The sequence below is a fragment of the Streptomyces sp. NPDC102514 genome, assembly GCF_055584525.1.
In genome coordinates this window covers 1-21,351 of the sequence record NZ_JBVJLW010000020.1, presented here as the reverse complement: position 1 = coordinate 21,351, position 21,351 = coordinate 1, and the positions used below count along the sequence as shown (strand labels likewise).

Below are 21,351 nucleotides of genomic sequence, written 5' to 3'. Positions count from 1 at the left end.
CCGGAGTCTCAGTGGAAGAAGTGGCGCGTCCCCGTGAAGTACATGGTGACGCCCGCCTTCTTGGCCGCCTCGACGACCAGTTCGTCGCGGACCGAACCGCCGGGCTGGACCACTGCCTTGACGCCGGCCGCGGTCAGGATCTCCAGGCCGTCGGGGAACGGGAAGAAGGCGTCCGAGGCGGCGAAGGAGCCCCGGGCCCGCTCGGCGCCCGCGCGCTCGACGGCGAGCTTGGCGGAGTCGACGCGGTTGACCTGGCCCATGCCGACGCCGACGGAGGCGCCGTCCTTGGCGAGGAGGATCGCGTTCGACTTGACGGCCCGGCAGGCGCGCCACGCGAAGGCCAGCTCGTCCAGCTCGCCCTGGGAGAGGGCGTCGCCGGTCGCGAGCGTCCAGGAGGACGGGTCGTCGCCGTCGGCCTGGAGACGGTCGGTGACCTGCAGGAGCCGGCCGCCGTCGATCTGCTTGACCTCGACCTGCGCGGACGGACCCTGGTGGGCGCGCAGCACGCGGATGTTCTTCTTCTTGGCGAGGGCCTCCAGCGCGCCGTCCTCGTACTCGGGCGCGACGATGACCTCGGTGAAGATCTCCGCGACCTGCTCCGCCATCTCCTTGGAGACGGGGCGGTTGACGGCGATGACGCCACCGAACGCGGAGAGCGGGTCGCAGGCGTGCGCCTTGCGGTGCGCCTCGGCGACGTTGGCGCCGATCGCGATGCCGCACGGGTTGGCGTGCTTGATGATCGCGACGCACGGGTCGTCGTGGTCGTACGCGGCACGGCGCGCGGCGTCCGTGTCCGTGTAGTTGTTGAAGGACATCTCCTTGCCGTGCAGCTGCTCGGCGTCGGCCAGACCGCCCGTCCCGTCGACGTACAGCGCGGCGCCCTGGTGCGGGTTCTCCCCGTAGCGCAGGGTGTTGCGCTTCTCGAAGGTCGAGCCGATGAAATCGGGGAAGCCCGAGTCGTCGGCGGGCGCGTACTCGCTCGCGAACCAGGAGGCGACGGTGACGTCGTACGCGGCGGTGTGCTGGAAGGCCTCGGCGGCGAGCCGCTTGCGGGCGCGCAGGTCGAAGCCGCCGTCGCGGACCGCGGACAGCACGTCGGCGTACCGCTCGGGGCTGGTGACCACGGAGACGGACGGGTGGTTCTTGGCGGCGGCGCGGACCATCGAGGGGCCGCCGATGTCGATCTGCTCGACGCACTCGTCGGGGCCGGCGCCCGAGGCGACGGTCTCCCGGAACGGGTAGAGGTTCACGACGACCAGCTGGAACGGCTCGACGCCCAGCTCGCCGAGCTGCTCCCGGTGGGATTCGAGCCGCAGGTCGGCGAGGATGCCCGCGTGCACGCGCGGGTGCAGCGTCTTGACCCGGCCGTCCAGGCATTCGGGGAAGCCGGTGAGCTCCTCGACCTTGGTGACGGGAACCCCGGCGGCGGCGATCTTCGCGGCGGTGGAACCGGTGGAGACCAGCTCCACGCCTGCCGCGTGCAGGCCAAGGGCGAGCTCTTCGAGTCCGGTCTTGTCGTAGACGCTGACGAGCGCGCGCCGGATGACCCGCTTGCTGCCCTCGGCCGTGTCTGTGCTGCCGGCGCTGCCTGCGCTGCCTGTGCTCTCGGCGGTCACTGGATAACTACCTTTCGTCCCTCGATGCGATAGCCGTTGCGGGCGAGCCGCCCCACGACATCGACGAGCAGCCTTCGCTCGACTTCCTTGATGCGCTCATGGAGAGCGGACCCATCGTCTTCGTAGTCCTCGTTGCGGACCTCGACCACGCCCTGGGCGATGATCGGGCCGGTGTCGACGCCGTCGTCGACGAAGTGGACGGTGCACCCGGTGACCTTCGCGCCGTAGGCGAGGGCGTCACGGACGCCGTGCGCCCCCGGGAAGCTGGGCAGCAGGGCGGGGTGGGTGTTCACGCACCGGCCGCCGAAGCGGGCCAGGAACTCCTTGCCCACGATCTTCATGAACCCGGCCGAGACGACGAGATCCGGGGCGTACGCGGCGGTGGCCTCGGCCAGTGCCGCGTCCCACTCGTCACGGGTCCCGTAGTCCTTCACCCGGTGGACGAAGGTCGGCAGCCCGGCACGCTCGGCGCGCTCAAGCCCCGCGATGTTCTCGCGGTCCGCGCCGACCGCGACGATCTCGGCTCCGTAGCCGGCGACTCCCTGCGACGCGATCGCGTCGAGGAGGGCCTGCAGATTCGTACCTGATCCGGAGACCAGCACGACGAGGCGCTTGGCCTTGGCCACGGCGGGGCCCTTTCTCGGGGAGTGCCTTTGTATGGTCGTACGAATGCTTCGCGCCCCCGGATACGGGGAAGTCTACGAAGCGGCCGACCGCCAGCAACGATACCGGCACACCGGGCGGCCCCCACGGGACGGGGGCGTGGCCGGAAGGTAGCGTCTGGGGAGGAACCACCCCGGGAAGACGGTCCGCGCAGGGGAACGCCTTTTGCGCACGGGACGTTGACCAGGGAGAGGTACAGGTACGAATGTCCGGGAAGTGAGCCCCCGGAGGCGTAGCCGACTCTGTGGACAGTTGCCCGCCGATCACCACCGCCCGACACCACCAAGGGGAAGACGCACACCTGATGCCGGACCGAAGTCTCCGACGCCTTCCGCTCCTGCTGCGCGAGCGGCGCTCCTCTCCCACTCCACCGCGGGAGAGCGACGACGTGCCCGAGAACGGGCAGGGCTCCGGCACGCCGGGAAACCCCTCGGACGACAACCCCTTCGCCCCGCCGCCGGAGGGCACCCCCGACCGGCCGTGGCAGCCGCGGCGGCCCGCGGGCGGCCAGGGTCAGGACGGCAGGGGCGGCCAGGACGACGACAGCTCCCCCTGGGGCAGCCAGTGGAGCGACCGGCAGCCGGGCCCCGCACAGGGCGGCCGTTTCGGTGACAGGCCGGGCTCCGGCAACTCGGGCGGCCCCGGTGGCGGCCAGGGTGGTCCGGAGGGTTCCGGCGGCCCCGGCGCGGGCATGCGCTGGGACCCGACCGACCCCGCGCAGCGGCGCGCACGGTACGCGCTGCTGTCCGGCATGTGGGCGTTCTTCTTCGCCCTCTTCAGCTGGCCGTACGTGGCGTTGCTGCTCGGCGCGCTGGCCCTGTACTGGTCGATCAGCGCCCTGCGCGCCAAGCCCCGCTCGGCGGACCCGGACACCCCGGTGCCGTCCGGCCGGGACTCGAGGCCCCAGACCACCGCGGCGATCAGCGGCCTCGTCACGGCGTCCCTGGCGCTCGCCCTGGTCGCGATGACGTTCACGGCGCAGCTCGTGTACCGCGACTACTACACGTGTGTGAACGACTCCCTCACCAACACGGCGAAGAAGTCCTGCGACACGCTGCTGCCGGACGAGCTGCAGGGGTTCCTGGGCACCAGCGACTGACCCGGGAGCGGGTGCCCCCGCTCGTCAGTCCGGGGGGTCGACCCGGTCGACGGGGGTGGACGCCTTCTTCAGCGCCGCCCAACGGGTCTCGCGCGAGACGTCGTCGTGCCAGTCGTCCTGCCAGAGGGACCCGTAGGAGTCGGAGGGCGGCAGGAAGTCGTACGGCGCGAAGTCGGGGTCGGGGGCCGTGCGACTGCCGTCGGCCGAGCGGGGGTTCGTCTCCGCCCGCCGTCCGGTCCGGAACCGCGAGAACCAGCGGGTTCGCGAGGGCGGCTCCGGTTCGGCGGAGCCGGAGGGGCCTCGGAGCGAGGGCTCGGGCGAGAGCGTGGCTGGGGGCCGTACCGACGGCGCGGGTGACACGGACGGCCTCTGCGGCGCCTGAGCCGACGGCGCGTGGGCGGGCAGTCCATGCACTGGTGATGTCTGGGCCGACGGATCGCGCACCGAGGACTTGGGGGCCGGGGGCCCGCCCACCGGGGAGGCGGAGACCGCAGACCCGCCCGCCGAGGACGCGGGGGCCGGGGGCCCGTTCTCCGGGGACGGCGACCGCGGGGAATCGCCCGTTGGGGACACGGGCCCAAGGGACCCGTCCATCGGGAACACCGGGCGTGTGGCCCCCGGCAGCGGAGCCGGTGAGCCGGGAGACCCCTTGACCGGGGACACCGGACTCGAAACCCCGCTCACCGGAACCACCGGTCCCGGGGACCCGCTCGCCGGGGATACCGGGCCCGGAAACTTCGCCGGAGTCGCCGGAGGCGGTGGCGGAGGCGGTGGCGGAGGCTCGTGGACCAGGAACTCGTAGATCGAGTGCTCCCCGGTCGCCCGCTTCCCGGTCGGCTGTTCCTGGGACGCCTGCCCATCGGCGGACCGCTCGGGGTCCCGTGCGCGCCGAGCCCAGAGACCCCGTACGCCGAGGCCCCGGACCCCCCGTCCTCGTAGGCGGAAACCCCTCACCCGGCGCGCCCAACCCCGCACGCCGGCCGAGTCCGCGGAACGGACGCGAGGGGCCCGGGGCCTGCGCAGGCGCCAGGAACGCAGGGCCAGGCCCGTCGGCAGGCCCACCGCCGCGATCCAGAGCGCGGCGGCCGGCCCCGTCTGCCACCAGACCGGGCCGAAGTCGGCGAGCGCGGCGACTCCGAGGGGGCCGCCCGCCAGGGCTGCGAGGACCGCGAGGGCCAGGCCGCACAGGGCCGCCGCGAGCGCCAGGGTCCCGGCGGTACGTCCGGCCGACCAGGCCGCCGCGCGCCGGGCGGCTGCCGAGGCCGCGTCCTCTCCCCCGCCCGCACGCGTGCGGGCGGGCACTCCCGCCCCGACGGTGAACCACGCCACCACCACGCCGGCCACCAGGGGCACGGCTCCCGCCGACCAGTTCGGCGCTGTCCCCTGGCCCGCGTCCGGAAGGGCCGCCAGCAGGGGGAAGGGGGGCAGCCGCGAGCCGGGGTCCGACAGCAGCGGGCCCGCCGCATGCCCGGCCCCGAGCGTGAAACCGGGGCCGAGCGCGTACGCGGCCCCCCACACCGCCGCGTTCGGGATGAGCGCCAGCGCCAGCAGCAGCACCGCGAACCGGCCCGACCAGCTGTCCGTGAGCTGCAGGAACGACAGCCGCGCCGGACCTCCGTGCCACACCAGCGAGACACCGACGAGGACGACCCCGCCGCCCACCAGCACCGCGGCCCCGGCGACCGCGGCGCGTACGGCGGCCACGAGCCGCGGTACGGCGTCCGGAGACGTGACGGACCCGAGGCGCAGGCTGCCGAGAGCGTGGCGCACGGCCGGTGGCAGCGGCCCGAGCGGTCGCCCGTACGCCGTCCAGACGCCCGCTCCCGCCGCGGTCACCGCGAGCAGCGGCGGCCACAGGACGACGGACGTCCACGACGGGCTCGGTTCGCCGCCCGAGGCGTACACCGCGGCGGCGGCGCCGACCGTCAGATAGCCCACGACGGTTCCGGCCCACGCGGCCCGGACGGCGGGCGACGGCGCCCCGGACTCGTCGCCGTCGGCCGCCTTGCCGTCCGCCGCGTCGCGCGCCGCGCGGTGCAGCAGCCACACGGGCAGGGCGACGAGGAGCAGGGGAGTCACACCAATGGGTGCGGGTACGCCGGACAGCGTGTCCGTGCGGACGAGTTCCGCGCCGTGCGCCAGCAGCCACAGCGCGGCGGCGACGTGCAGGGCCCCGTCGGGACCGCTGTCCGGGTAAGGCGAACTGATCCACAGGACCGTCACGAGGACGGCGAGCGCCGCCAGCCCAAGGCCCGCCGCGAGCGCGCCGCCGGCCAGGCCCGCGGCCAGGCCGGGCGACCGTTCGCGCAGCCGGGCGAGCGGCGGCGGCAACGACGGGCTGCGGTCCGGCCTGCGATCGGGGCTGCGATCGGTCATCTGGGTCACACCGCCATGCTCCCAACGACACGCGCTTTCCCGTCGTAACAGGCGAACCTCGGATGTGTCGCTCAATATACGTTTTATGTACTTTTACGTACGAAAGGGCGCCCGGTGACGCAGACCGCTGCCCCCACCGACGCCGATACGGACACCGACACCGGCGGCACCGACACCGACGGCGCCGCCACCGACCTGACGCCCGCGCAGGCCTTCGACACCCTCTACGCGTACGCCGCCCCCGCCCTCGTACGGCAGGCGTATCTGCTCACCGGGCGGCGTGAGCTGGCGCGGGAGTCCGTGGAGCGGGCCTTCCAGCTGGCGTGGCAGCGCTGGCCCGAGGTGGCGGTCGACCGGGATCCGGCGGGCTGGGTGCGGGCGGCGGCGTACGAGTACGCGATGTCCCCCTGGCATCGGCTGCGGCTGCGCCACCGGTCCCCGGAGCCGCCGCCGGCCGCCCTGGACGACCGCCGGCTGTTGTCGACACTGCTGAATCTGCCGCCCGTGTACCGGCGGACCCTGCTCCTCTACGACGGTGTCGGGATCGGGCTGGCGGAGACCGCGGCCGAGACGGAGGCGAGCACTCCGGCGGCGGCGAACCGGCTGCTGTACGCACGCGCGACCGTCGCCCGGCGCCTGCCCGAACTGGCGGAGAAGGAGGAGCTGCGGCGGCGGCTCGCCGAGCTGGGCGGCACGGAACGGCTGCGGACCGCACCGAAGCCCGTCGTCGTGCGCTCCGGCAGCGAGCGCCGGGCCCGCCGCTGGACCCGCGCGGCCATCGCCTTCACGGTCCTGATCATCGGCTCCACCGCGTTCACGCTGCACACGGCCCCCGATCATTACGAGGCTCCGCAGGCCCCGGCCACGAAGGTGCCCGGCGTTCCGCCGCGTTCCGGCCCGGGCCCCCTGTCGGAGGAGGACCTGGAGCTGCGGGCCACCCTGCGCGGCATGTTCGGCAAGGGCCCGGAGAGACTCGTACCGCAGCTCCGCTGAGACCCGCCCGGCAACGCGGACGAGCCCGCACCCCCGGTGAGGGTGCGGGCCCGTCGGCGTACCGACAAACAGGGAACCGGCCGGTCAGCCGGCGAGGATGGCGCGGGCCAGCTTCGCCGTCTCGGTCGGCGTCTTGCCGACCTTGACACCGGCGGCCTCGAGGGCCTCCTTCTTGGCGGCGGCCGTGCCGGAGGAGCCGGAGACGATGGCGCCGGCGTGGCCCATGGTCTTGCCCTCGGGCGCGGTGAAGCCCGCGACGTAACCGACGACCGGCTTCGTCACGTTCTTCGCGATGTAGTCCGCCGCACGCTCCTCGGCGTCGCCGCCGATCTCACCGATCATGACGATCAGGTCGGTGTCGGGGTCGGCCTCGAACGCGGCGAGCGCGTCGATGTGCGTCGTACCGATGACCGGGTCGCCACCGATGCCGACGGCCGACGAGAAGCCGATGTCACGGAGCTCGTACATCATCTGGTACGTCAGCGTGCCGGACTTCGAGACCAGGCCGATACGGCCCGGCTTCGTGATGTCGCCCGGGATGATGCCGGCGTTGGACTGGCCCGGGGTGATGAGACCGGGGCAGTTCGGGCCGATGATGCGGGTCTTGTTGCCCTTCGACTTCGCGTACGCCCAGAAGGCGGCGGAGTCGTGGACGGCGATGCCCTCGGTGATGACGACCGCGAGGGGGATCTCGGCGTCGATGGCCTCGACGACGGCGGCCTTGGAGAAGGCCGGCGGCACGAAGAGGACGGACACGTTGGCGCCCGTCTTCTCGATGGCCTCGGCGACCGTGCCGAAGACGGGGATGTCGGTGCCGTCGAAGTCGACCGACGTGCCGGCCTTGCGCGGGTTCACGCCGCCGACGATGTTCGTGCCGTCAGCGAGCATGAGCTTGGTGTGCTTCATGCCCGTGGCGCCGGTCATGCCCTGGACGATGACCTTGCTGTCCTTGTTGAGGAAGATAGCCATGGCTGTTCTGTCCCTCGTCCCTTACTTCGCGGCCGCGAGCTCGGCGGCCTTGTCGGCCGCGCCGTCCATGGTGTCCACGCGCTGCACCAGCGGGTGGTTGGCGTCGGAGAGGATCTTGCGACCCAGCTCGGCGTTGTTGCCGTCGAGACGCACGACCAGCGGCTTGCTGACCTCTTCGCCCTTGTCGGCGAGCAGTTGCAGCGCCTGGACGATGCCGTTGGCGACCTCGTCACAGGCGGTGATGCCACCGAAGACGTTGACGAAAACGGACTTGACGTCCGGGTCGCCGAGGATGATCTCCAGGCCGTTCGCCATGACCGCGGCGGAGGCGCCGCCGCCGATGTCGAGGAAGTTGGCCGGCTTCACGCCGCCGTGGTTCTCACCGGCGTACGCGACGACGTCGAGGGTGCTCATGACGAGACCCGCGCCGTTGCCGATGATGCCGACCTCACCGTCGAGCTTGACGTAGTTGAGGTTCTTCTCCTTGGCGGCGGCCTCCAGCGGGTTGGCCGACTCCTTGTCCTCGAGAGCGGCGTGGTCCGCCTGGCGGAACTCGGCGTTCTCGTCCAGGGAGACCTTCCCGTCCAGCGCCAGCACGGCGCCGGAGGCGACCTTGGCGAGGGGGTTGACCTCCAGGAGGAGCGCGTCCTCCGCGACGAAGGTCTCCCACAGGGTCACGAGGATCTCGGCGACCTTCTCGGCCACCTCGGCCGGGAACTTCGCCAGGGCCACGATCTCGCGGGCCTTCTCGATCGAAACGCCCTCGACGGCGTCGACCGGGACCTTCGCGAGGGCCTCGGGGGTCTTCTCCGCGACCTCCTCGATGTCCATGCCGCCCTGTACGGACGCCATGGCGAGGAAGGTGCGGTTCGTGCGGTCGAGGAGGTACGAGACGTAGTACTCCTCAAGAATCTCCGGGGCCGTCTCGGCGATCATCACCTTGTGGACCGTGTGGCCCTTGATGTCCATGCCGAGAATGTCCGTCGCGCGAGCGACGGCCTCGTCCGGGGTGGCGGCCAGCTTCACGCCGCCGGCCTTGCCGCGGCCACCGACCTTGACCTGCGCCTTGACGACGGACTTGCCGCCAAGTCGCTCGGTCGCCGCGCGCGCCCCTTCAGGCGTGTCGATGACTTCACCGGCCAGCACCGGTACACCGTGCTTGGCGAAGAGGTCCCTCGCCTGGTACTCGAACAGGTCCACGCGCGTCCGTCCCTATCAGGTAATTCGCGGTTCGTTGTCTGCGTGGGCGTGCCGCGAGGGCAACGTGACTGCGCGGTCACAAGGAGGGCGTGAGCACGGTGGCCGACACGCGGCATGTCCGTCTCGCAGGTTATCTCCGCCGACCGTGGGGTCGTAAATCGCAGATCACACCTGGGCGGTGATTACGGTCACAGATTGCCAGAGTAAAGGGCCTCACCAGGCTGGGGTTTGCCTGGTGAGGCCCCGCGAACAGCCCCTGAATCCGGTCTCAGGGGCGTGAGCCGGCGGTCCTCACCCCAATGAGGAACGCCGGCCCGGACCGCGGGGTCGTGCCCGGACGAACCGAACGGATTTCGGCCGTACGGGCCTGCGCCCAGCGGAGTCGGATGCGGCTCGGAAGCCGTTCGGAGGGGTCCCGTACGGTCGGCCGCCTCGCTCGGCCGTACGACGGGGGTGGTCAGAGGCCGTACGCGGACCCGCCCCGGTCGGGCGTCAGCCGGCCCGGCGGGCCGGACCCGGTCATGCCCTGGACGCCACCGACCGCGTTCGCGGCCTGCGTGACGGCGGCGGACCCGACGGCTCCGGTCAGCCGGCGGGCGACGGAACCGGCCCGTCCGGCCGCGCCGTGCACGAACGGCCGGATGTCGCCCGTCACGCCGCACGCGAGTGCCGGCGGAGACAGGCCCTAGCCGGGGAACGCCGGAATGGCCCGGTGCCGGTCCCGGGGCCCGGCCGCGGTGACGTCCGCGGCGGCGCCGGGCACCAGCGTCGGCCGGACCCTCTCGTTCAAGGTGACGGCCTGCGCGTCGCCGTGCCTCGGCGACCCGCTGTCGACCGCGGAATGACGCGCCAACGCACCCTCGGGGTCACCGTCGGGCACTTGGTGCACGGGCGCCCGCACGACGCCCGTCACCTGGGTGTTCCGGGCGCTCCGGGCGTGCCCCTGGTGGCGCGCGTCGTCACCGGCCGCCGCGAGGCCACCGGCGAACCGCGGCCCGTACTCCGCCGCGCCGCTCTCGCCGCTCGACTGCTTCTCGTCCGCCTGCTGCGGGTCCGAAGTGTCGCCGGGCTGCTGCGGCTCCGCCGCCGAACCGGCCGGGAGGGTCTGGCCGGGGACCGCGGGCAGCGGCAGCACCGGCGATTCCGGCAGCTCGGGAACACCGGGGAGCGTGGGCAGCTGAGGCACCGACGGCCACCACTGGGGCGGGTCCGGCTGCTCGACTCCCCCGCCTATCCCGTCGGCTATCCCACCGACTATTCCGTCGGTGATCTGATCCACCAGATCACCGACGGGCTGGACGACGTGCCCCGCGGCCGGCGGTACGACCAGCTCGGTGACCGGCTGCACGACGTGCTCAGTGACCGGGCGAACGATCTTCTCGGTCACGGGTCGGAAACCCGGGTCCGGGTCCGGGTGCGAGTCCGCGTACGGGTCCGAGTGCGAGTACGGGTCCGAGTGCGGGGCTGGCGACTGCTCGCCGCCGGTCCGCTTCCGCGGCGTACCCGCGGCCAACCGCTCGGCCGAACTCGTCACCGAACGGACCAGCTCAGCAGGCTTCTTGGCCGGCACGACACCGTCCGCCGCGTGCGCCCGCCCACCGCAGAGAAGCCCCAGCACGAACAACCCGCCCACCAGCAACACCACGTGCAGCACACGCCGCCCCGCCGCTCCACGCGTCATACGCGGAGCGGGACCGGGCAGTACGGCTGACAGGGCCAAGGCGGGCAGAGCCTCCCGTGCGGAGGGACAGGACGCAGCTGGGTACGCCGACGTCATGGAGTGGAGTGAAGCGGGGAGGGGCGCGGCCGCAAGGCTGCACGCCCCCGAAGGCCCGCCGATCCTCGCACGCGACTCCCGAGGTAGCGCAAGCCCCCTGTTACCGATGGATACTCATGTCCGCTTTTTCCCTCGCTCCCCTCCCCCCGCCCTCTCCCTCGCCCTCTGCTTCCGCCTCTTCCGCCTCTTCCGCCGTCGGCTTCCCCTGCCGGCCCTACCGCGCCGGGCTGCCGGTGTCCGGTATCGGCAGGGGGCGCTTCTCGATCGCCGCCGCCATCACTTCCGGGAAGAGATCGGGCGTACAGGCGAACGCCGGTGCGCCCAGCCCCGCCAGGGCCGCCGCGTGTTCGCGGTCGTACGCCGGGGCCCCCTCGTCGGACAGCGCGAGCAACGTCACGAACTGCACCCCGGACGCCTTCATCGCGGCAACCCGCTTCAGCATCTCGTTCCGGATGCCGCCTTCGTAGAGGTCGCTGATGAGCACGACCACGGTGTCGGCGGGGCGCGTGATCTGCGACTGGCAGTACGCGAGGGCCCTGTTGATGTCCGTGCCGCCGCCGAGCTGCGTGCCGAAGAGGACGTCGACCGGGTCGTCGAGCTGGTCGGTGAGGTCGACGACCGCCGTGTCGAAGACGACGAGCCGGGTGTTGATGGACCGCATCGAGGCGAGGACCGCGCCGAACACCGACGCGTACACGACCGACGCCGCCATCGAGCCGGACTGGTCGATGCAGAGGACGACCTCCTTCTTCACCGACTGCGAGGCCCGTCCGTACCCGATGAGCCGCTCGGGCACGATCGTGCGGTACTCGGGCAGATAGTGCTTGAGGTTGGCCGCGATCGTGCGGTTCCAGTCGATGTCGTGATGGCGCGGCCGGCTGATACGCGCACTGCGGTCCAGGGCCCCCGTGAGAGTCGCCCGGGTGCGGGTCGCGAGCCGCTTCTCCAGGTCCTCGACCACCTTGCGCACGACCGCCCGCGCCGTTTCCTTGGTCGTCTCGGGCATCGCCTTGTTCAGCGACAGCAGGGTGCCGACCAGGTGGACGTCGGCCTCCACGGCCTCCAGCATCTCCGGCTCCAGGAGCAGGGTGGACAGGCCGAGGCGGTCGATGGCGTCCCGCTGCATGACCTGGACGACGGAGGACGGGAAGTACGTCCGAATGTCGCCCAGCCACCGGGCGACGGACGGCGCGGACGCTCCGAGCCCCGCCGAACGCTCCTGCCCCGCCCGCGCCCTGCCGCCCTTCCCGTTCCCGTACAGCGCGCCGAGCGCCCCGTCCATCGCGGCGTCCTGCCCCGTGAGCGCGCAGCCCGTACCGTCCGCGTCCTCCCCGCCGAGCACGAGCCGCCAGCGCCGCAGCCGTTCGTCGGCGACACCGGCCTGATCGGCCGCCCCCGTCCGGTCGGCCACCCCGGTCGGGTCGGTCGCGCCGGTCAGATCGGTCTGGTCGGTCTGGTCGGCCTGGTCGGTCGTTCCCGTGTTCACCGCTCCCCCGCTCATCGGCCCGCCCCCACAAGGTCGTTGTCCCCTGGACCGGTGCGGTCGCCGAGATCACCGACGCCGACGCCGACACCGACATCGGCGTCAGCGTCGTCGGCCTCGTCCAGCCCCAGCAGCATGCGCAGCACCGGCAGTACGGCGCCGGCACGGTCCTCGTCCAGGTCGGGTCCGAAGCCGGGTGTCCCGGAGACGGTGTCCGCGACGCTGCCGCGCGGACCCGGCCCGCGCCGGACCAGTTCGCCCAGGGTGCGGCGCACTCCGGGCTCGTACTCCGAGAAGGTGCGCCGCAGCAGCGGGAGTACGTCGGTGAACGCGTCCCCCGGCACACCGGTCAGCCAGGAGTCGACCAGGCCGAGCAGCCGTTCGTCGTGCACGAGCAGCATCCCGCCCCCCGATCCCCCGCCGACGAACCCCTCGATCCAGGCCGCCGCGTCGCCGGGCGCGGTCCCCGGTGACAGGACTAGCCCCATGAGCCGGGCCGCCTCCTCCTGCCCCAGCTCCCCGTCGTCCAGCAGCAACCGGACGGCCCGCCCCCGGACGACGCCCGGAACGGTGTCCCGCCCGGAGAGCGTCCTCAGCACGGAGTGCCACCGGCTGCGTATGCCGACGCGGGAGTCGACCGCGCCGCCCTCGGACTCCTTGGATCCCTCGGGCCCCTCCACACCCTCGGCCAGCAGTCCCACCGCGCCGTGCACCGCGTCGACGTGGCCCCGCATCTCCTCGGCGGCCTCCGCGTCGAGGGCGGCACAGGCCGGGGGCAGTCCGACGAAAACCCGCTCCGCGAGCCCGGCGGCGACCTCGGCCAGGGCCTGGGTGCCGGTGCCCCGTACGTCGCCGTACCGCAGGGAGCGGACGAGGGCGGGCAGTGCCTGGGCGAGATGGCCGACGTCGGCGTCCAGGGCGGCCCGGTCGGCGAGGATGCCCATGACCACGGGGAGGGCGTCCGGGAGTTCGGCGAGGAGGCAGCGCTCGGCGAGGCCCGTGACGTCGGCCAGGGACCGTGCGCCGATCGCGTCCGCCTCGGCCTTGGCGGTCGCGGCGGCGATCACCGTCGTACCCCACACGCCGGCCTCGGCGACGCGCACCGCGAGCTCCGGCTCCCAGTGCAGCCGCCAGGTCTCGCGGAACGTACCCGTGCTGCCGCGTGACGCGACCGGCTCCCCCCACCCGACGCCGAGGAGGCGCAGCCGGTGCAGCAGTCTGCTGCGTCCGCCGTCGGTCTCCTTGCGCAGGTCGAGCTCCAGCTCTCTCTCCTGTGCCTCCGGCTTGAGCCGCAGCCGCCGCTGCAGCCGGGCGAGGTCGCGCTGGAGCGGGACGGCGGGCGCCGCCTCGGGCACCTCGCCCAGGACGTCGCCGACGACGAGCCGGTCGTGCACGAGGGAGAGGGGGACGTCCGAGCCCTCGCACATCACGGCCCGTACGGCGTCGGTGGTCTCCGTGAGGCCCGGCAGGGGGCGGCCCCGCATCGCCGCGAGCGTGTCGGCGAGCCGCACCGCCTCGATGACGTGCGCGGAGGACACGGGCCGGTCCTCGTCGCGCAGCAGCCGGGCCACCTTCGTCATCCAGCGCTCGATGGGGCGGTCGGTGGCGGCGAACAGATGCCCGTACCAGCCGGGCGAGTCGATGCCCGCTCCGTAACCACTCATGCGGGAGAGCCGCCGGTGGGTCCAGGGCACCCAGGTCATGTCGGCCTTCACCTTGGGCAGTCCCTTGAGCAGGGCCCGGTCGGCGGCGACGGTGGTCCGCTGCCGCAGCGCGGGCACGTGCCAGGCGCCGCACACCACGGCCACGTCGTCCGCGAACTCCCGCTGGGCCGCCCGCACCTGGAGCCGCATGTACGCCTCGCGTACGAGATCCCGGTCGTTTCCCCCCGTCCCGTAGACCTCCCGCAGTGCCTCCATGGCCTCGCCGAGCACGTCGAACGGTGCGAACGCGTCCTCCCCGCGCGCTCCCCGGTGCTCGATTCCCCGTGTCCCCCGGTGCTCGATCACGTCCTCCCACCACCGCTCGGGGTCGTCGTATCCGGCGGTCTCGGCGAGTACGGCGAGCGGGTCGATCCGTACGGCCCGGGCGGGTTCGGAAAGGGCCCCGTCCGGCTCCCCCTCGCCCTTCCCCTCTTCCTTCTCCGCTTCTTCCTGCTCGTCCCGGGCGAGCGTGTGCGTGGCCGGGAGGTCGATGAAGCGGGCCGGCACGTCGTGCTCCAGGGCCCAGCGGATGGCCACCCACTCGGGTGAGAACTCGGCGAGCGGCCAGAACGCCGACCGTCCCGGCTCGTCCACGACATGCGCGAGGAGCGCGACGGGCGGCCGCATGTCCTCCTCGGCGGCGAGCGCGATCAACGCATCGGCCTCCGGCGGCCCTTCGATGAGCACCACGCGGGGGTTCGCCGCGTCGAGTGCCGCCCTTACGGCTCGCGCCGAGCCGGGCCCGTGGTGGCGCACCCCGAGCAGCAGAGGCCCGGGCGGCCGGCGCACCCCGGCCCCACTCCTCCCGGCGTGCTCGCTCACGCGCTCACCTCCCGGCACGCCCGGTAGAAGTCCTTCCAGCCGTCGCGCTCACGGACGACCGCCTCCAAGTACTCCTGCCAGATGACACGGTCGGCCGCCGGGTCGCGGACGACGGCCCCGAGGATGCCCGCCGCCACGTCCCCGGCACGCAGGACGCCGTCCCCGAAGTGGGCCGCCAGGGCGAGGCCGCTGGTGACGACGGAGATCGCCTCGGCGGTGGACAGCGTGCCGCTGGGCGACTTGAGCTTCGTACGCCCGTCGGCCGTGACGCCGTCGCGCAGCTCGCGGAAGACGGTGACGACGCGGCGGATCTCGTCGATGCCGTCGGGCACGGCGGGCAGGTCCAGGGAGCGGCCGATCTGGTCGACGCGGCGCGAGACGATGTCGACCTCGGCGTCGGCGCTCTCCGGCAGGGGCAGGACCACCGTGTTGAAGCGGCGGCGCAGGGCGCTCGACAGGTCGTTCACCCCGCGGTCGCGGTCGTTGGCCGTCGCGATGAGGTTGAAGCCCCGGACGGCCTGCACCTCCGAGCCCAACTCCGGGATGGGCAGGTTCTTCTCCGACAGGATCGTGATGAGCGTGTCCTGGACGTCGGCGGGGATGCGGGTCAGCTCCTCGACCCGGGCCGTCATCCCGTCGGCCATGGCCCGCATGACCGGGCTGGGCACCAGGGCGTCCCGGCTCGGGCCGTGGGCGAGCAGCTGCGCGTAGTTCCAGCCGTACCGGATCGCCTCCTCCGGCGTGCCGGCCGTGCCCTGCACGAGAAGGGTGGAGTCGCCGCTGACCGCCGCGGCCAGATGCTCCGACACCCATGTCTTCGCCGTGCCGGGTACGCCGAGCAGGAGCAGCGCCCGGTCGGTGGCGAGCGTGGTCACGGCCACTTCGACGATGCGGCGCGGTCCCACGTACTTCGGCGTGATCACCGTGCCGTCCGGCAGCGTGCCGCCCAGCAGGTACGTCGCGACGGCCCACGGTGACATCCGCCAGCGGGCGGGCCGCGGGCGGTCGTCCTGCGCGGCCAGCGCGGCGAGTTCGGAGGCGAACGCGTCCTCGGCGTGCGGCCGCAGCTCCTCACCCTTGTCCGGGCCCGTGCCCCTGTCCGGCGCGGGCGGGGCCGCGGGCGCGGGCACGCCTTCGGACTGGTGGTGGTTCGGGTCGACGGACGTCGGGTCGACGGACACGGACATGGAGCGGTCCCCCTTGCGGCTCGGCCGGTTCGGATCTGGTACCACCGTGCACCACGCCACTGACAATCGGCTCTGACCTGCGCAAACGCATCCGTCACAGGCGATTGTCAGTGGTGGGACCTACCTTCGATCCCATGACTCAGCAGGGGGTGCGCTGGACTGCGGATCAGGTGCTGGCACTGGCGCCTGACACCGCGTCACGCAAGGCGGGCAGCAAGCTCGGCGCGGCCGGGCCGTGGTCGGAGGCGGGCAGTTCCGAGGAGGGGACGGTATGGGGCCTGTGCAGGGGAAGCGGCAGCAAGCCGTACCGGACGGTGATCGACATCGCGGACTCCACCGGGCCCGCGTACAAGTGCAGTTGCCCGAGCCGCAAGTTCCCGTGCAAGCACGCGCTGGGGCTGCTGCTGCTCTGGGCCGGCGAGGACGGCGCGGTGCCGCAGGGGCAGGCGCCGGACTGGGCGGACGAGTGGATCGAGGGCAGGAGGAAGCGCGCGGACGGCAAGCGGGCGGAGGGCGCGGCCGGTTCTGCGTCCGCGGGTGATCCGGAGGCGGCGCGGCGCAGGGCGGAGCGGCGGGCCGAGTGGATCACCGCGGGGGCGACGGAGCTGGAGCAGCGGCTGACCGATCTGCTGCGGGGCGGTCTGGCCTCGGCGGAGCAGCGGGGGTACGGGCTGTGGGAGGAGACGGCGGCCCGCATGGTCGACGCGCAGGCGCCGGGACTTGCCGCGCGGGTGCGGGAGTTGGGGGCGATACCGTCGTCGGGGCCCGGCTGGCCCGTGCGGTTGCTGGAGGAGTGCGCGCTGCTCCACCTCCTCGACCAGGGGTGGCTGCGCCGTGCGGCGCTGCCCGACGGGCTGGCCGCGACGGTGCGTTCCCGGATCGGGCTGCCCGGTTCGGCGGACGGCCCGCCGGTGCGCGACCGCTGGCTGGTCCTGGCCCAGTACGACACCGCGGACAGCCGCCTCACCACCCGCCGGATCTGGCTGTACGGGGCCGAGTCGGGGCGTACGGCCCTGCTCCTCTCCTACGGGGCCGCCGGGCGTGCACCGGAGCTGACGTTGCCCGTCGGGCTGACGGTGGAAGCGGAGCTGTCCGCGTATCCGGGTGCGGGGCAGTTGCGGGCGGCGCTGGGCGAGCGGTTCGCCGCTCCGGCGCCCACGGGGCTCCGGCCGCCCGGGGTGGGTGTGGCGCAGGCCGCTGCCCAGTACGGCGAGGCGCTCCGGGACGACCCGTGGCTGGAATCGCGGCCCGTGACCCTGGCCCGCGTCATACCGACTCCGGACGGCGACGACTGGCAGCTGGCTGACGCCGACGGAGAGTTCGCGCTGCCGCTCACCCCGGCCGCCCGGTCCCGCTCCGGTCTGTGGCGACTGGTCGCCCTCTCCGGCGGCGCTCCGGTGACGGTCTTCGGAGAGTGCGGCCACCGCGGCTTCTCCCCGCTCACTGCCTGGCCGGAAGGTCCGGGCGAGGCGGTGACCCTGTGCTGACGGCAGCGCGCTCCAGCCTTCTCGACTCCCTTACGACTCGCCGCCCACCACGCCTTCTACGACGTCTTCTACGAGGCCTTCTACGAGAGGGACGCCCATGACGAGCACCCCTGTCCCCGCTTCCGCTCCTGCCCCCACTCCCTCTCCCGCTTCCACGGAGGCGTCGGCCGGGAGCCACTGGGAGGAGCTGGTGACCGTGGCGCTGCTGGGGACCACGCGGCGTACGCCCTCGGGGGTCACGTCCCGGCGTGACGCACCGACGGCGCTGCTCGACGCGGCGGCGGTGGAGACCGTGCGGAGACGGGCCGGGATGCGGCCGGGCCGGGCGGCTGCCCGCATCGAGCCCGCGGCGGAGGATTCCCGTCCCGCGCTCCCCCCGGCGGCGGCACGCCGGCTGACGATGCTGCTCGCCGACCGCCCGGGGGCGGGGAGCGGTGGCCGCCGGGGAACGGCCCCCGACCTCATGGAGCTGCTGCCGCAGTGGCTCGCCACGGCGAACCGGCAGGGTTTCGCGGCTCCTCCCCAGGCGCTGCCGGCTCTGCTGGACGCGGCCAGGGGGCGTACGGACCTCCGGCCGGCGGTGCTGGCGTTCGCGGGGCCGCGCGCGCTGTGGCTGGCCCGGCTGAACACGGACTGGCGGTTCGCGCTGCGGGCGGCTCCGGGCGGCGGCGCCGTACTGCCCGGTCCCGAGGAGCCGGAGCGGATGCGCGCGTTGTGGGAGGAGGGGCTGTTCGCCGAGCGGGTCGCGCTGCTGGCGGCGGTCCGGGCGCGGGACGCGGAGGCCGCGCGGGATCTGCTCGCCGGGACGTGGGCGTCGGAGCGGGCCGAGGACCGGTTGATGTTCCTCGACTCGTTGCGGACGGGGCTGTGCGCGGCGGACGAGCCTTTCCTGGAACGGGCGTTGGCCGACCGGAGCCGCAATGTGCGGGCCACGGCGGCGGAGTTGCTGTCCGCACTGCCCGGCTCGGCGCTCGCCGGGCGGATGGCGGAGCGGGCGGGGTCCTGCGTCGCGGTCGACCATACGCACAGCACGCCGACGATAGCGGTGGAGGCGCCGCACGAGTGCGATTCCGGCATGGAGCGCGACGGCGTGGTGGCCAAGGCTCCGGCCGGCCGGGGCGAACGGTCGTGGTGGCTGGGCCAGTTGGTGGAGGCTGCCCCGCTCGACACCTGGTCGCGGCGGCTCGGGGGGCGCACGCCGGAGGAGATCGTGGCGCTGCCCGTGGCCGATGACTGGCAGGACGAGCTGCATGCCGCGTGGTGCCGGGCGGCGGTGCGGCAGCGGGACCCTTCCTGGTCCAGAGCGCTGCTGGGGACACCGGCGGCGCCGGAGGCGGGCGGGCCGGGAGCGGTTTCCCTGGCCGAGCGGGCGAAGCTGCTCGGCACGTTGGGCGCCGAGGAGCGGGCGGAGTGGGTGGCGGGCTTCATAGCCGTGCACGGACTGTCGGAGGCGTTTCAGCTGCTCGGGGTGTGCGCGGTGCCCTGGGCCGGCCCGTTGGGGCGGGCGGTGGTGGACGCGCTCAACATCGCGCGGGACGCGGGGAGTTATCCATGGAGTTTCAGCGGGGTCATGGGACTGGCCGAGCGCTGTCTGGATCCGGCGGAGGCCGTCCGCCTCGAAACGCTCACAGCCGTCCCCGACGAGTCGGAGAACGCGGCGCCGGGTGCGGGAGGCTACTGGGCCGAATCCTTCCAACGCCTGGTCACGACCCTGCGCCTAAGAGCAGCAATCCAAACGGAACTCACGCACCCGTAACCCCACTAGCCAGGAGCGCCCCGCACCAAACCACACACCAGCACCCCTACTGCCCAGGGGCGCGGGGAACGGCGCGACCAGCCACAACGGACCCGCACCCACCCACGCACACCAGGCCCCCACCCCCGGCCAACCCGCCGGGCGCAGCCCTACACAGGCCGGCGCACGTTCACCCGCACCCAGTCCACGATGACCGCGCTCGTCACCCCGGCGGGGAAGACCTCCGCGACACCCATCTCCTTGAGCGACACGACATCCGCCTCGGGGATGACCCCGCCGCCGAACACCGTGATGTCCGCGGCGTCGCGCTCCTTCAGGAGCTCGATGACCGCGGCGAACAGCGTGTGGTGCGCGCCGGAGGGGACGGACAGCCCGATCGCATCGGCGTCCTCCTGGATCGCCGTGCCCACGACGTGCTCGGGCGTCTGCCGGAGGCCGGTGTAGATGACCTCCATACCCGCGTCCCGCAGCGCCCGCGCGATCACCTTCGCCCCGCGATCGTGTCCGTCGAGCCCCGGTTCGGCCACCACCACGCGGATCGGACCGGTTGCCGAACCCATCACTGCCTCCATCAACCGACTGCACCGATCTGCAGAGATCTGTCTCGCCCAGCAACGATCACCACACCACGACGGCGCCCCGCCACCGCGCCTGCGCCGACGCCCGCGCCCGCGCCCGCGCCCGGCATGCATCCCGGACATGCCCGGCACAGCCGCCCCGCACCGCACGGTCCGGATAAGTGAACGAACGTTATCTCCACCATCCCGTAACCGGCAGTTTCGCGGTGGAGACCGAGGGGGAAATCACACGGTGGGACAAGTTCGCAGCGCATCGATCCCGCACACCGCGACACACGGTTCGCACCCGGGACGGGCGCAAGGGAAACCGCTACGAGGTCTCCGCACCTCCGCGCCGTCAGCCGCGCGACGGGGTGGTGCGGCGCATCGGCGATCGCACGACGACGGACACCCCGTCGCTCCACCGGCGTCACCCACGCCGCACGTGCACCGTCGCCGTCCTCACCCATCGGCTTCCCACGAGGGCACACGGGGGACAGAGGGTTCCTGCCGTGCGCCGACGGGAGGTCGGCCATGAAGGTCACCAGGGCACTGCTGCCCCTTCTTCCACTCTGTCAGCGCCTGCTCCCCACCAGACTGGCCGGGCTCTCACTGACCCTGCTGAAGGCGACGGCCCTGGAGATCGCGATTCTCGCCGGCCATCTCGTCCTCTATCCGTCCGGCATCACCCCGGAGCGCCGCCGGTCCCCGATCCCGACCCAGTCCCTGGCCGACCTGCCCGATCCGGACCTCGACGCGGACGGCACGGGCCGCACCGCCGACGCGGCCCGGCTGCCCACTCCGGACAAGCCCCCGGTCGTCCTGCTGCACGGCTTCATAGACAACCGCTCGGTCTTCGTGCTGCTGCGGCGTTCGCTGGCCCAGCACGGCCGGCAGCAGATCGAGTCGCTCAACTACTCCCCGCTGACCTGCGACATACGGACGGCCGCCGAGCTGCTCGGCCGGCACATCGAGGAGATCTGCGAGCGCACCGGCCGCCAGGAGGTGGACATCGTCGGGCACAGTCTCGGCGGGCTGATCGCGCGCTACTACGTGCAGCGCCTGGGCGGTGACATCCGCGTCCGGACGCTGGTCACCCTGGGCACCCCGCACGCGGGCACCCGCGTCGTACCGCTGATGAACGCGCACCCGATCGTCCGGCAGATGCGCCCGGGCTCCGGCGTACTCGAAGAACTGCGCAAGCCCGCCCCGCACTGCCGTACGCGGTTCGTGAGTTTCTGGAGCGACCTCGACCAGCTGATGGACCCGCTGGAGACGGCGTGCGTCGAGCACCCGGATCTGCTCGCCCAGAACGTGCGCGTGAGCGGAATCGGACATCTCGCCCTGCCGGTGCACCCGGCGGTCGCGGCCGGCATCCGCCAGGCCCTGGACGCCGAGGAGGACACCGCCCGCGCCGCCGCTCACACCGGCGGCCTGACAGTGGCGTGACCGGGAGGGCGTGACCAAGAGGGCCCGATGGGGAGGACGTATCCGCAGGGGCTCAACCGGAAGCGGACGTCTGGAGGCGATCCGCCCCGAACCGGGGCAACGGGGAGCGGCCGGAAGCGCCTAAGGGCTCGTAAAGAATCAACACGGTGGTTTTGTCTCTGTCGTGAGAGCGATGCCGTGCGCGGTTGCGTAGACGTGGAGGCCGGTGAGGGTG

The 21,351-nt window shown here is 73.0% G+C and carries 16 protein-coding genes; 5 read left to right on the top strand and 11 right to left on the bottom strand.

All coding sequences use genetic code 11. The annotated features are described in order from the left end of the window. Positions 1–8 precede the first annotated feature (8 nt). The gene (gene purH / locus ACZ60E_RS37715; protein ID WP_385837984.1) at positions 9–1,616 is read right to left on the bottom strand and encodes a bifunctional phosphoribosylaminoimidazolecarboxamide formyltransferase/IMP cyclohydrolase; all 1,608 of its coding nucleotides are present in this window, start codon (positions 1,614–1,616) and stop codon (positions 9–11) included. Continuing rightward, positions 1,613–2,242, bottom strand: a complete 630-nt coding sequence (gene purN, locus ACZ60E_RS37710) for a phosphoribosylglycinamide formyltransferase (protein ID WP_384800368.1) — start codon at positions 2,240–2,242, stop codon at positions 1,613–1,615. The genes purH and purN overlap by 4 nt, the downstream gene beginning before the upstream one ends. Positions 2,243–2,583: 341 nt before the next feature. On the opposite strand from purN, the gene ACZ60E_RS37705 reads away from it, so the two are divergent. Then, positions 2,584–3,378 (top strand): hypothetical protein, encoded by a 795-nt coding sequence (locus ACZ60E_RS37705; protein ID WP_469446437.1) that lies wholly within the window; start codon positions 2,584–2,586, stop codon positions 3,376–3,378. Between the two features lie 24 nt (positions 3,379–3,402). On the opposite strand, the gene ACZ60E_RS37700 is transcribed toward ACZ60E_RS37705, so the two are convergent. Further along, positions 3,403–5,754: a cell division protein PerM gene (locus ACZ60E_RS37700; RefSeq protein WP_469446435.1), complete on the bottom strand. Its 2,352-nt coding sequence runs from the start codon at positions 5,752–5,754 to the stop codon at positions 3,403–3,405. Positions 5,755–5,868: 114 nt separating this feature from the next. Between ACZ60E_RS37700 and ACZ60E_RS37695 the strand changes: the two genes are divergently transcribed. After that, positions 5,869–6,747, top strand: a complete 879-nt coding sequence (locus ACZ60E_RS37695) for a SigE family RNA polymerase sigma factor (RefSeq protein ID WP_469446434.1) — start codon at positions 5,869–5,871, stop codon at positions 6,745–6,747. Between the two features lie 84 nt (positions 6,748–6,831). Here the strand turns inward: ACZ60E_RS37695 and sucD are convergent, their stop codons facing one another. The 7 genes from sucD to ACZ60E_RS37660 all read right to left on the bottom strand — a co-directional run bounded on the left by sucD (position 6,832) and on the right by ACZ60E_RS37660 (position 15,888). Next, on the bottom strand, positions 6,832–7,716 hold the full coding sequence (sucD, locus tag ACZ60E_RS37690) for a succinate--CoA ligase subunit alpha (RefSeq protein ID WP_107015729.1): 885 nt from the start codon (positions 7,714–7,716) through the stop codon (positions 6,832–6,834). 21 nt (positions 7,717–7,737) lie between these two features. Next, positions 7,738–8,916 carry an ADP-forming succinate--CoA ligase subunit beta gene (sucC, locus tag ACZ60E_RS37685; RefSeq protein WP_384800380.1) on the bottom strand — a complete coding sequence of 393 codons (1,179 nt, stop codon included), beginning with the start codon at positions 8,914–8,916 and terminating at the stop codon, positions 7,738–7,740. Between the two features lie 457 nt (positions 8,917–9,373). Further along, positions 9,374–9,571: a hypothetical protein gene (locus tag ACZ60E_RS37680; RefSeq protein ID WP_469446431.1), complete on the bottom strand. Its 198-nt coding sequence runs from the start codon at positions 9,569–9,571 to the stop codon at positions 9,374–9,376. Positions 9,572–9,601: 30 nt separating this feature from the next. Next, on the bottom strand, positions 9,602–10,597 hold the full coding sequence (locus ACZ60E_RS37675) for a hypothetical protein (RefSeq protein ID WP_469446429.1): 996 nt from the start codon (positions 10,595–10,597) through the stop codon (positions 9,602–9,604). Positions 10,598–10,907: 310 nt separating this feature from the next. Continuing rightward, complete coding sequence (locus tag ACZ60E_RS37670; RefSeq protein ID WP_469446427.1) at positions 10,908–12,194, bottom strand: vWA domain-containing protein; 1,287 nt, start codon at positions 12,192–12,194, stop codon at positions 10,908–10,910. Continuing rightward, positions 12,191–14,701, bottom strand: coding sequence for a DUF5682 family protein (locus ACZ60E_RS37665; protein WP_469446426.1), 2,511 nt, complete (start codon positions 14,699–14,701; stop codon positions 12,191–12,193). Before ACZ60E_RS37665 ends, ACZ60E_RS37670 begins: the two co-directional genes overlap by 4 nt. Continuing rightward, positions 14,698–15,888 (bottom strand): ATP-binding protein, encoded by a 1,191-nt coding sequence (locus ACZ60E_RS37660; protein ID WP_384800392.1) that lies wholly within the window; start codon positions 15,886–15,888, stop codon positions 14,698–14,700. The genes ACZ60E_RS37665 and ACZ60E_RS37660 overlap by 4 nt, the downstream gene beginning before the upstream one ends. A 134-nt stretch (positions 15,889–16,022) precedes the next feature. Here ACZ60E_RS37660 and ACZ60E_RS37655 point away from each other — a divergent pair, with 134 nt between their 5' ends. Both ACZ60E_RS37655 and ACZ60E_RS37650 read left to right on the top strand, forming a co-directional pair. Further along, positions 16,023–17,375, top strand: coding sequence for an SWIM zinc finger family protein (locus ACZ60E_RS37655; protein ID WP_469446425.1), 1,353 nt, complete (start codon positions 16,023–16,025; stop codon positions 17,373–17,375). A gap of 97 nt (positions 17,376–17,472) precedes the next feature. Then, entirely contained in the window at positions 17,473–19,131 is a 1,659-nt protein-coding gene (locus ACZ60E_RS37650) for a DUF5691 domain-containing protein (protein ID WP_469446423.1), read from the top strand. Positions 19,132–19,280: 149 nt separating this feature from the next. Here the strand turns inward: ACZ60E_RS37650 and ACZ60E_RS37645 are convergent, their stop codons facing one another. Continuing rightward, complete coding sequence (locus ACZ60E_RS37645) at positions 19,281–19,691, bottom strand: cobalamin B12-binding domain-containing protein (RefSeq protein ID WP_469446422.1); 411 nt, start codon at positions 19,689–19,691, stop codon at positions 19,281–19,283. Positions 19,692–20,222: 531 nt separating this feature from the next. Here ACZ60E_RS37645 and ACZ60E_RS37640 point away from each other — a divergent pair. Continuing rightward, positions 20,223–21,137 (top strand): lipase family alpha/beta hydrolase, encoded by a 915-nt coding sequence (locus ACZ60E_RS37640; protein ID WP_384800404.1) that lies wholly within the window; start codon positions 20,223–20,225, stop codon positions 21,135–21,137. Positions 21,138–21,351: the final 214 nt, after the last annotated feature.

Coding starts and splice junctions, on each gene's coding strand:
- ACZ60E_RS37645 (WP_469446422.1), bottom strand. CDS start 19,691: ATGGGTTCGGCAACCGGTCCGATCCGCGTGGTGGTGGCCGAACCGGGG.
- ACZ60E_RS37670 (WP_469446427.1), bottom strand. CDS start 12,194: ATGAGCGGGGGAGCGGTGAACACGGGAACGACCGACCAGGCCGACCAG.
- ACZ60E_RS37655 (WP_469446425.1), top strand. CDS start 16,023: ATGACTCAGCAGGGGGTGCGCTGGACTGCGGATCAGGTGCTGGCACTG.
- ACZ60E_RS37640 (WP_384800404.1), top strand. CDS start 20,223: ATGAAGGTCACCAGGGCACTGCTGCCCCTTCTTCCACTCTGTCAGCGC.
- ACZ60E_RS37705 (WP_469446437.1), top strand. CDS start 2,584: ATGCCGGACCGAAGTCTCCGACGCCTTCCGCTCCTGCTGCGCGAGCGG.
- ACZ60E_RS37700 (WP_469446435.1), bottom strand. CDS start 5,754: ATGACCGATCGCAGCCCCGATCGCAGGCCGGACCGCAGCCCGTCGTTG.
- sucD (WP_107015729.1), bottom strand. CDS start 7,716: ATGGCTATCTTCCTCAACAAGGACAGCAAGGTCATCGTCCAGGGCATG.
- ACZ60E_RS37650 (WP_469446423.1), top strand. CDS start 17,473: ATGACGAGCACCCCTGTCCCCGCTTCCGCTCCTGCCCCCACTCCCTCT.
- ACZ60E_RS37675 (WP_469446429.1), bottom strand. CDS start 10,597: ATGACGCGTGGAGCGGCGGGGCGGCGTGTGCTGCACGTGGTGTTGCTG.
- ACZ60E_RS37660 (WP_384800392.1), bottom strand. CDS start 15,888: ATGTCCGTGTCCGTCGACCCGACGTCCGTCGACCCGAACCACCACCAG.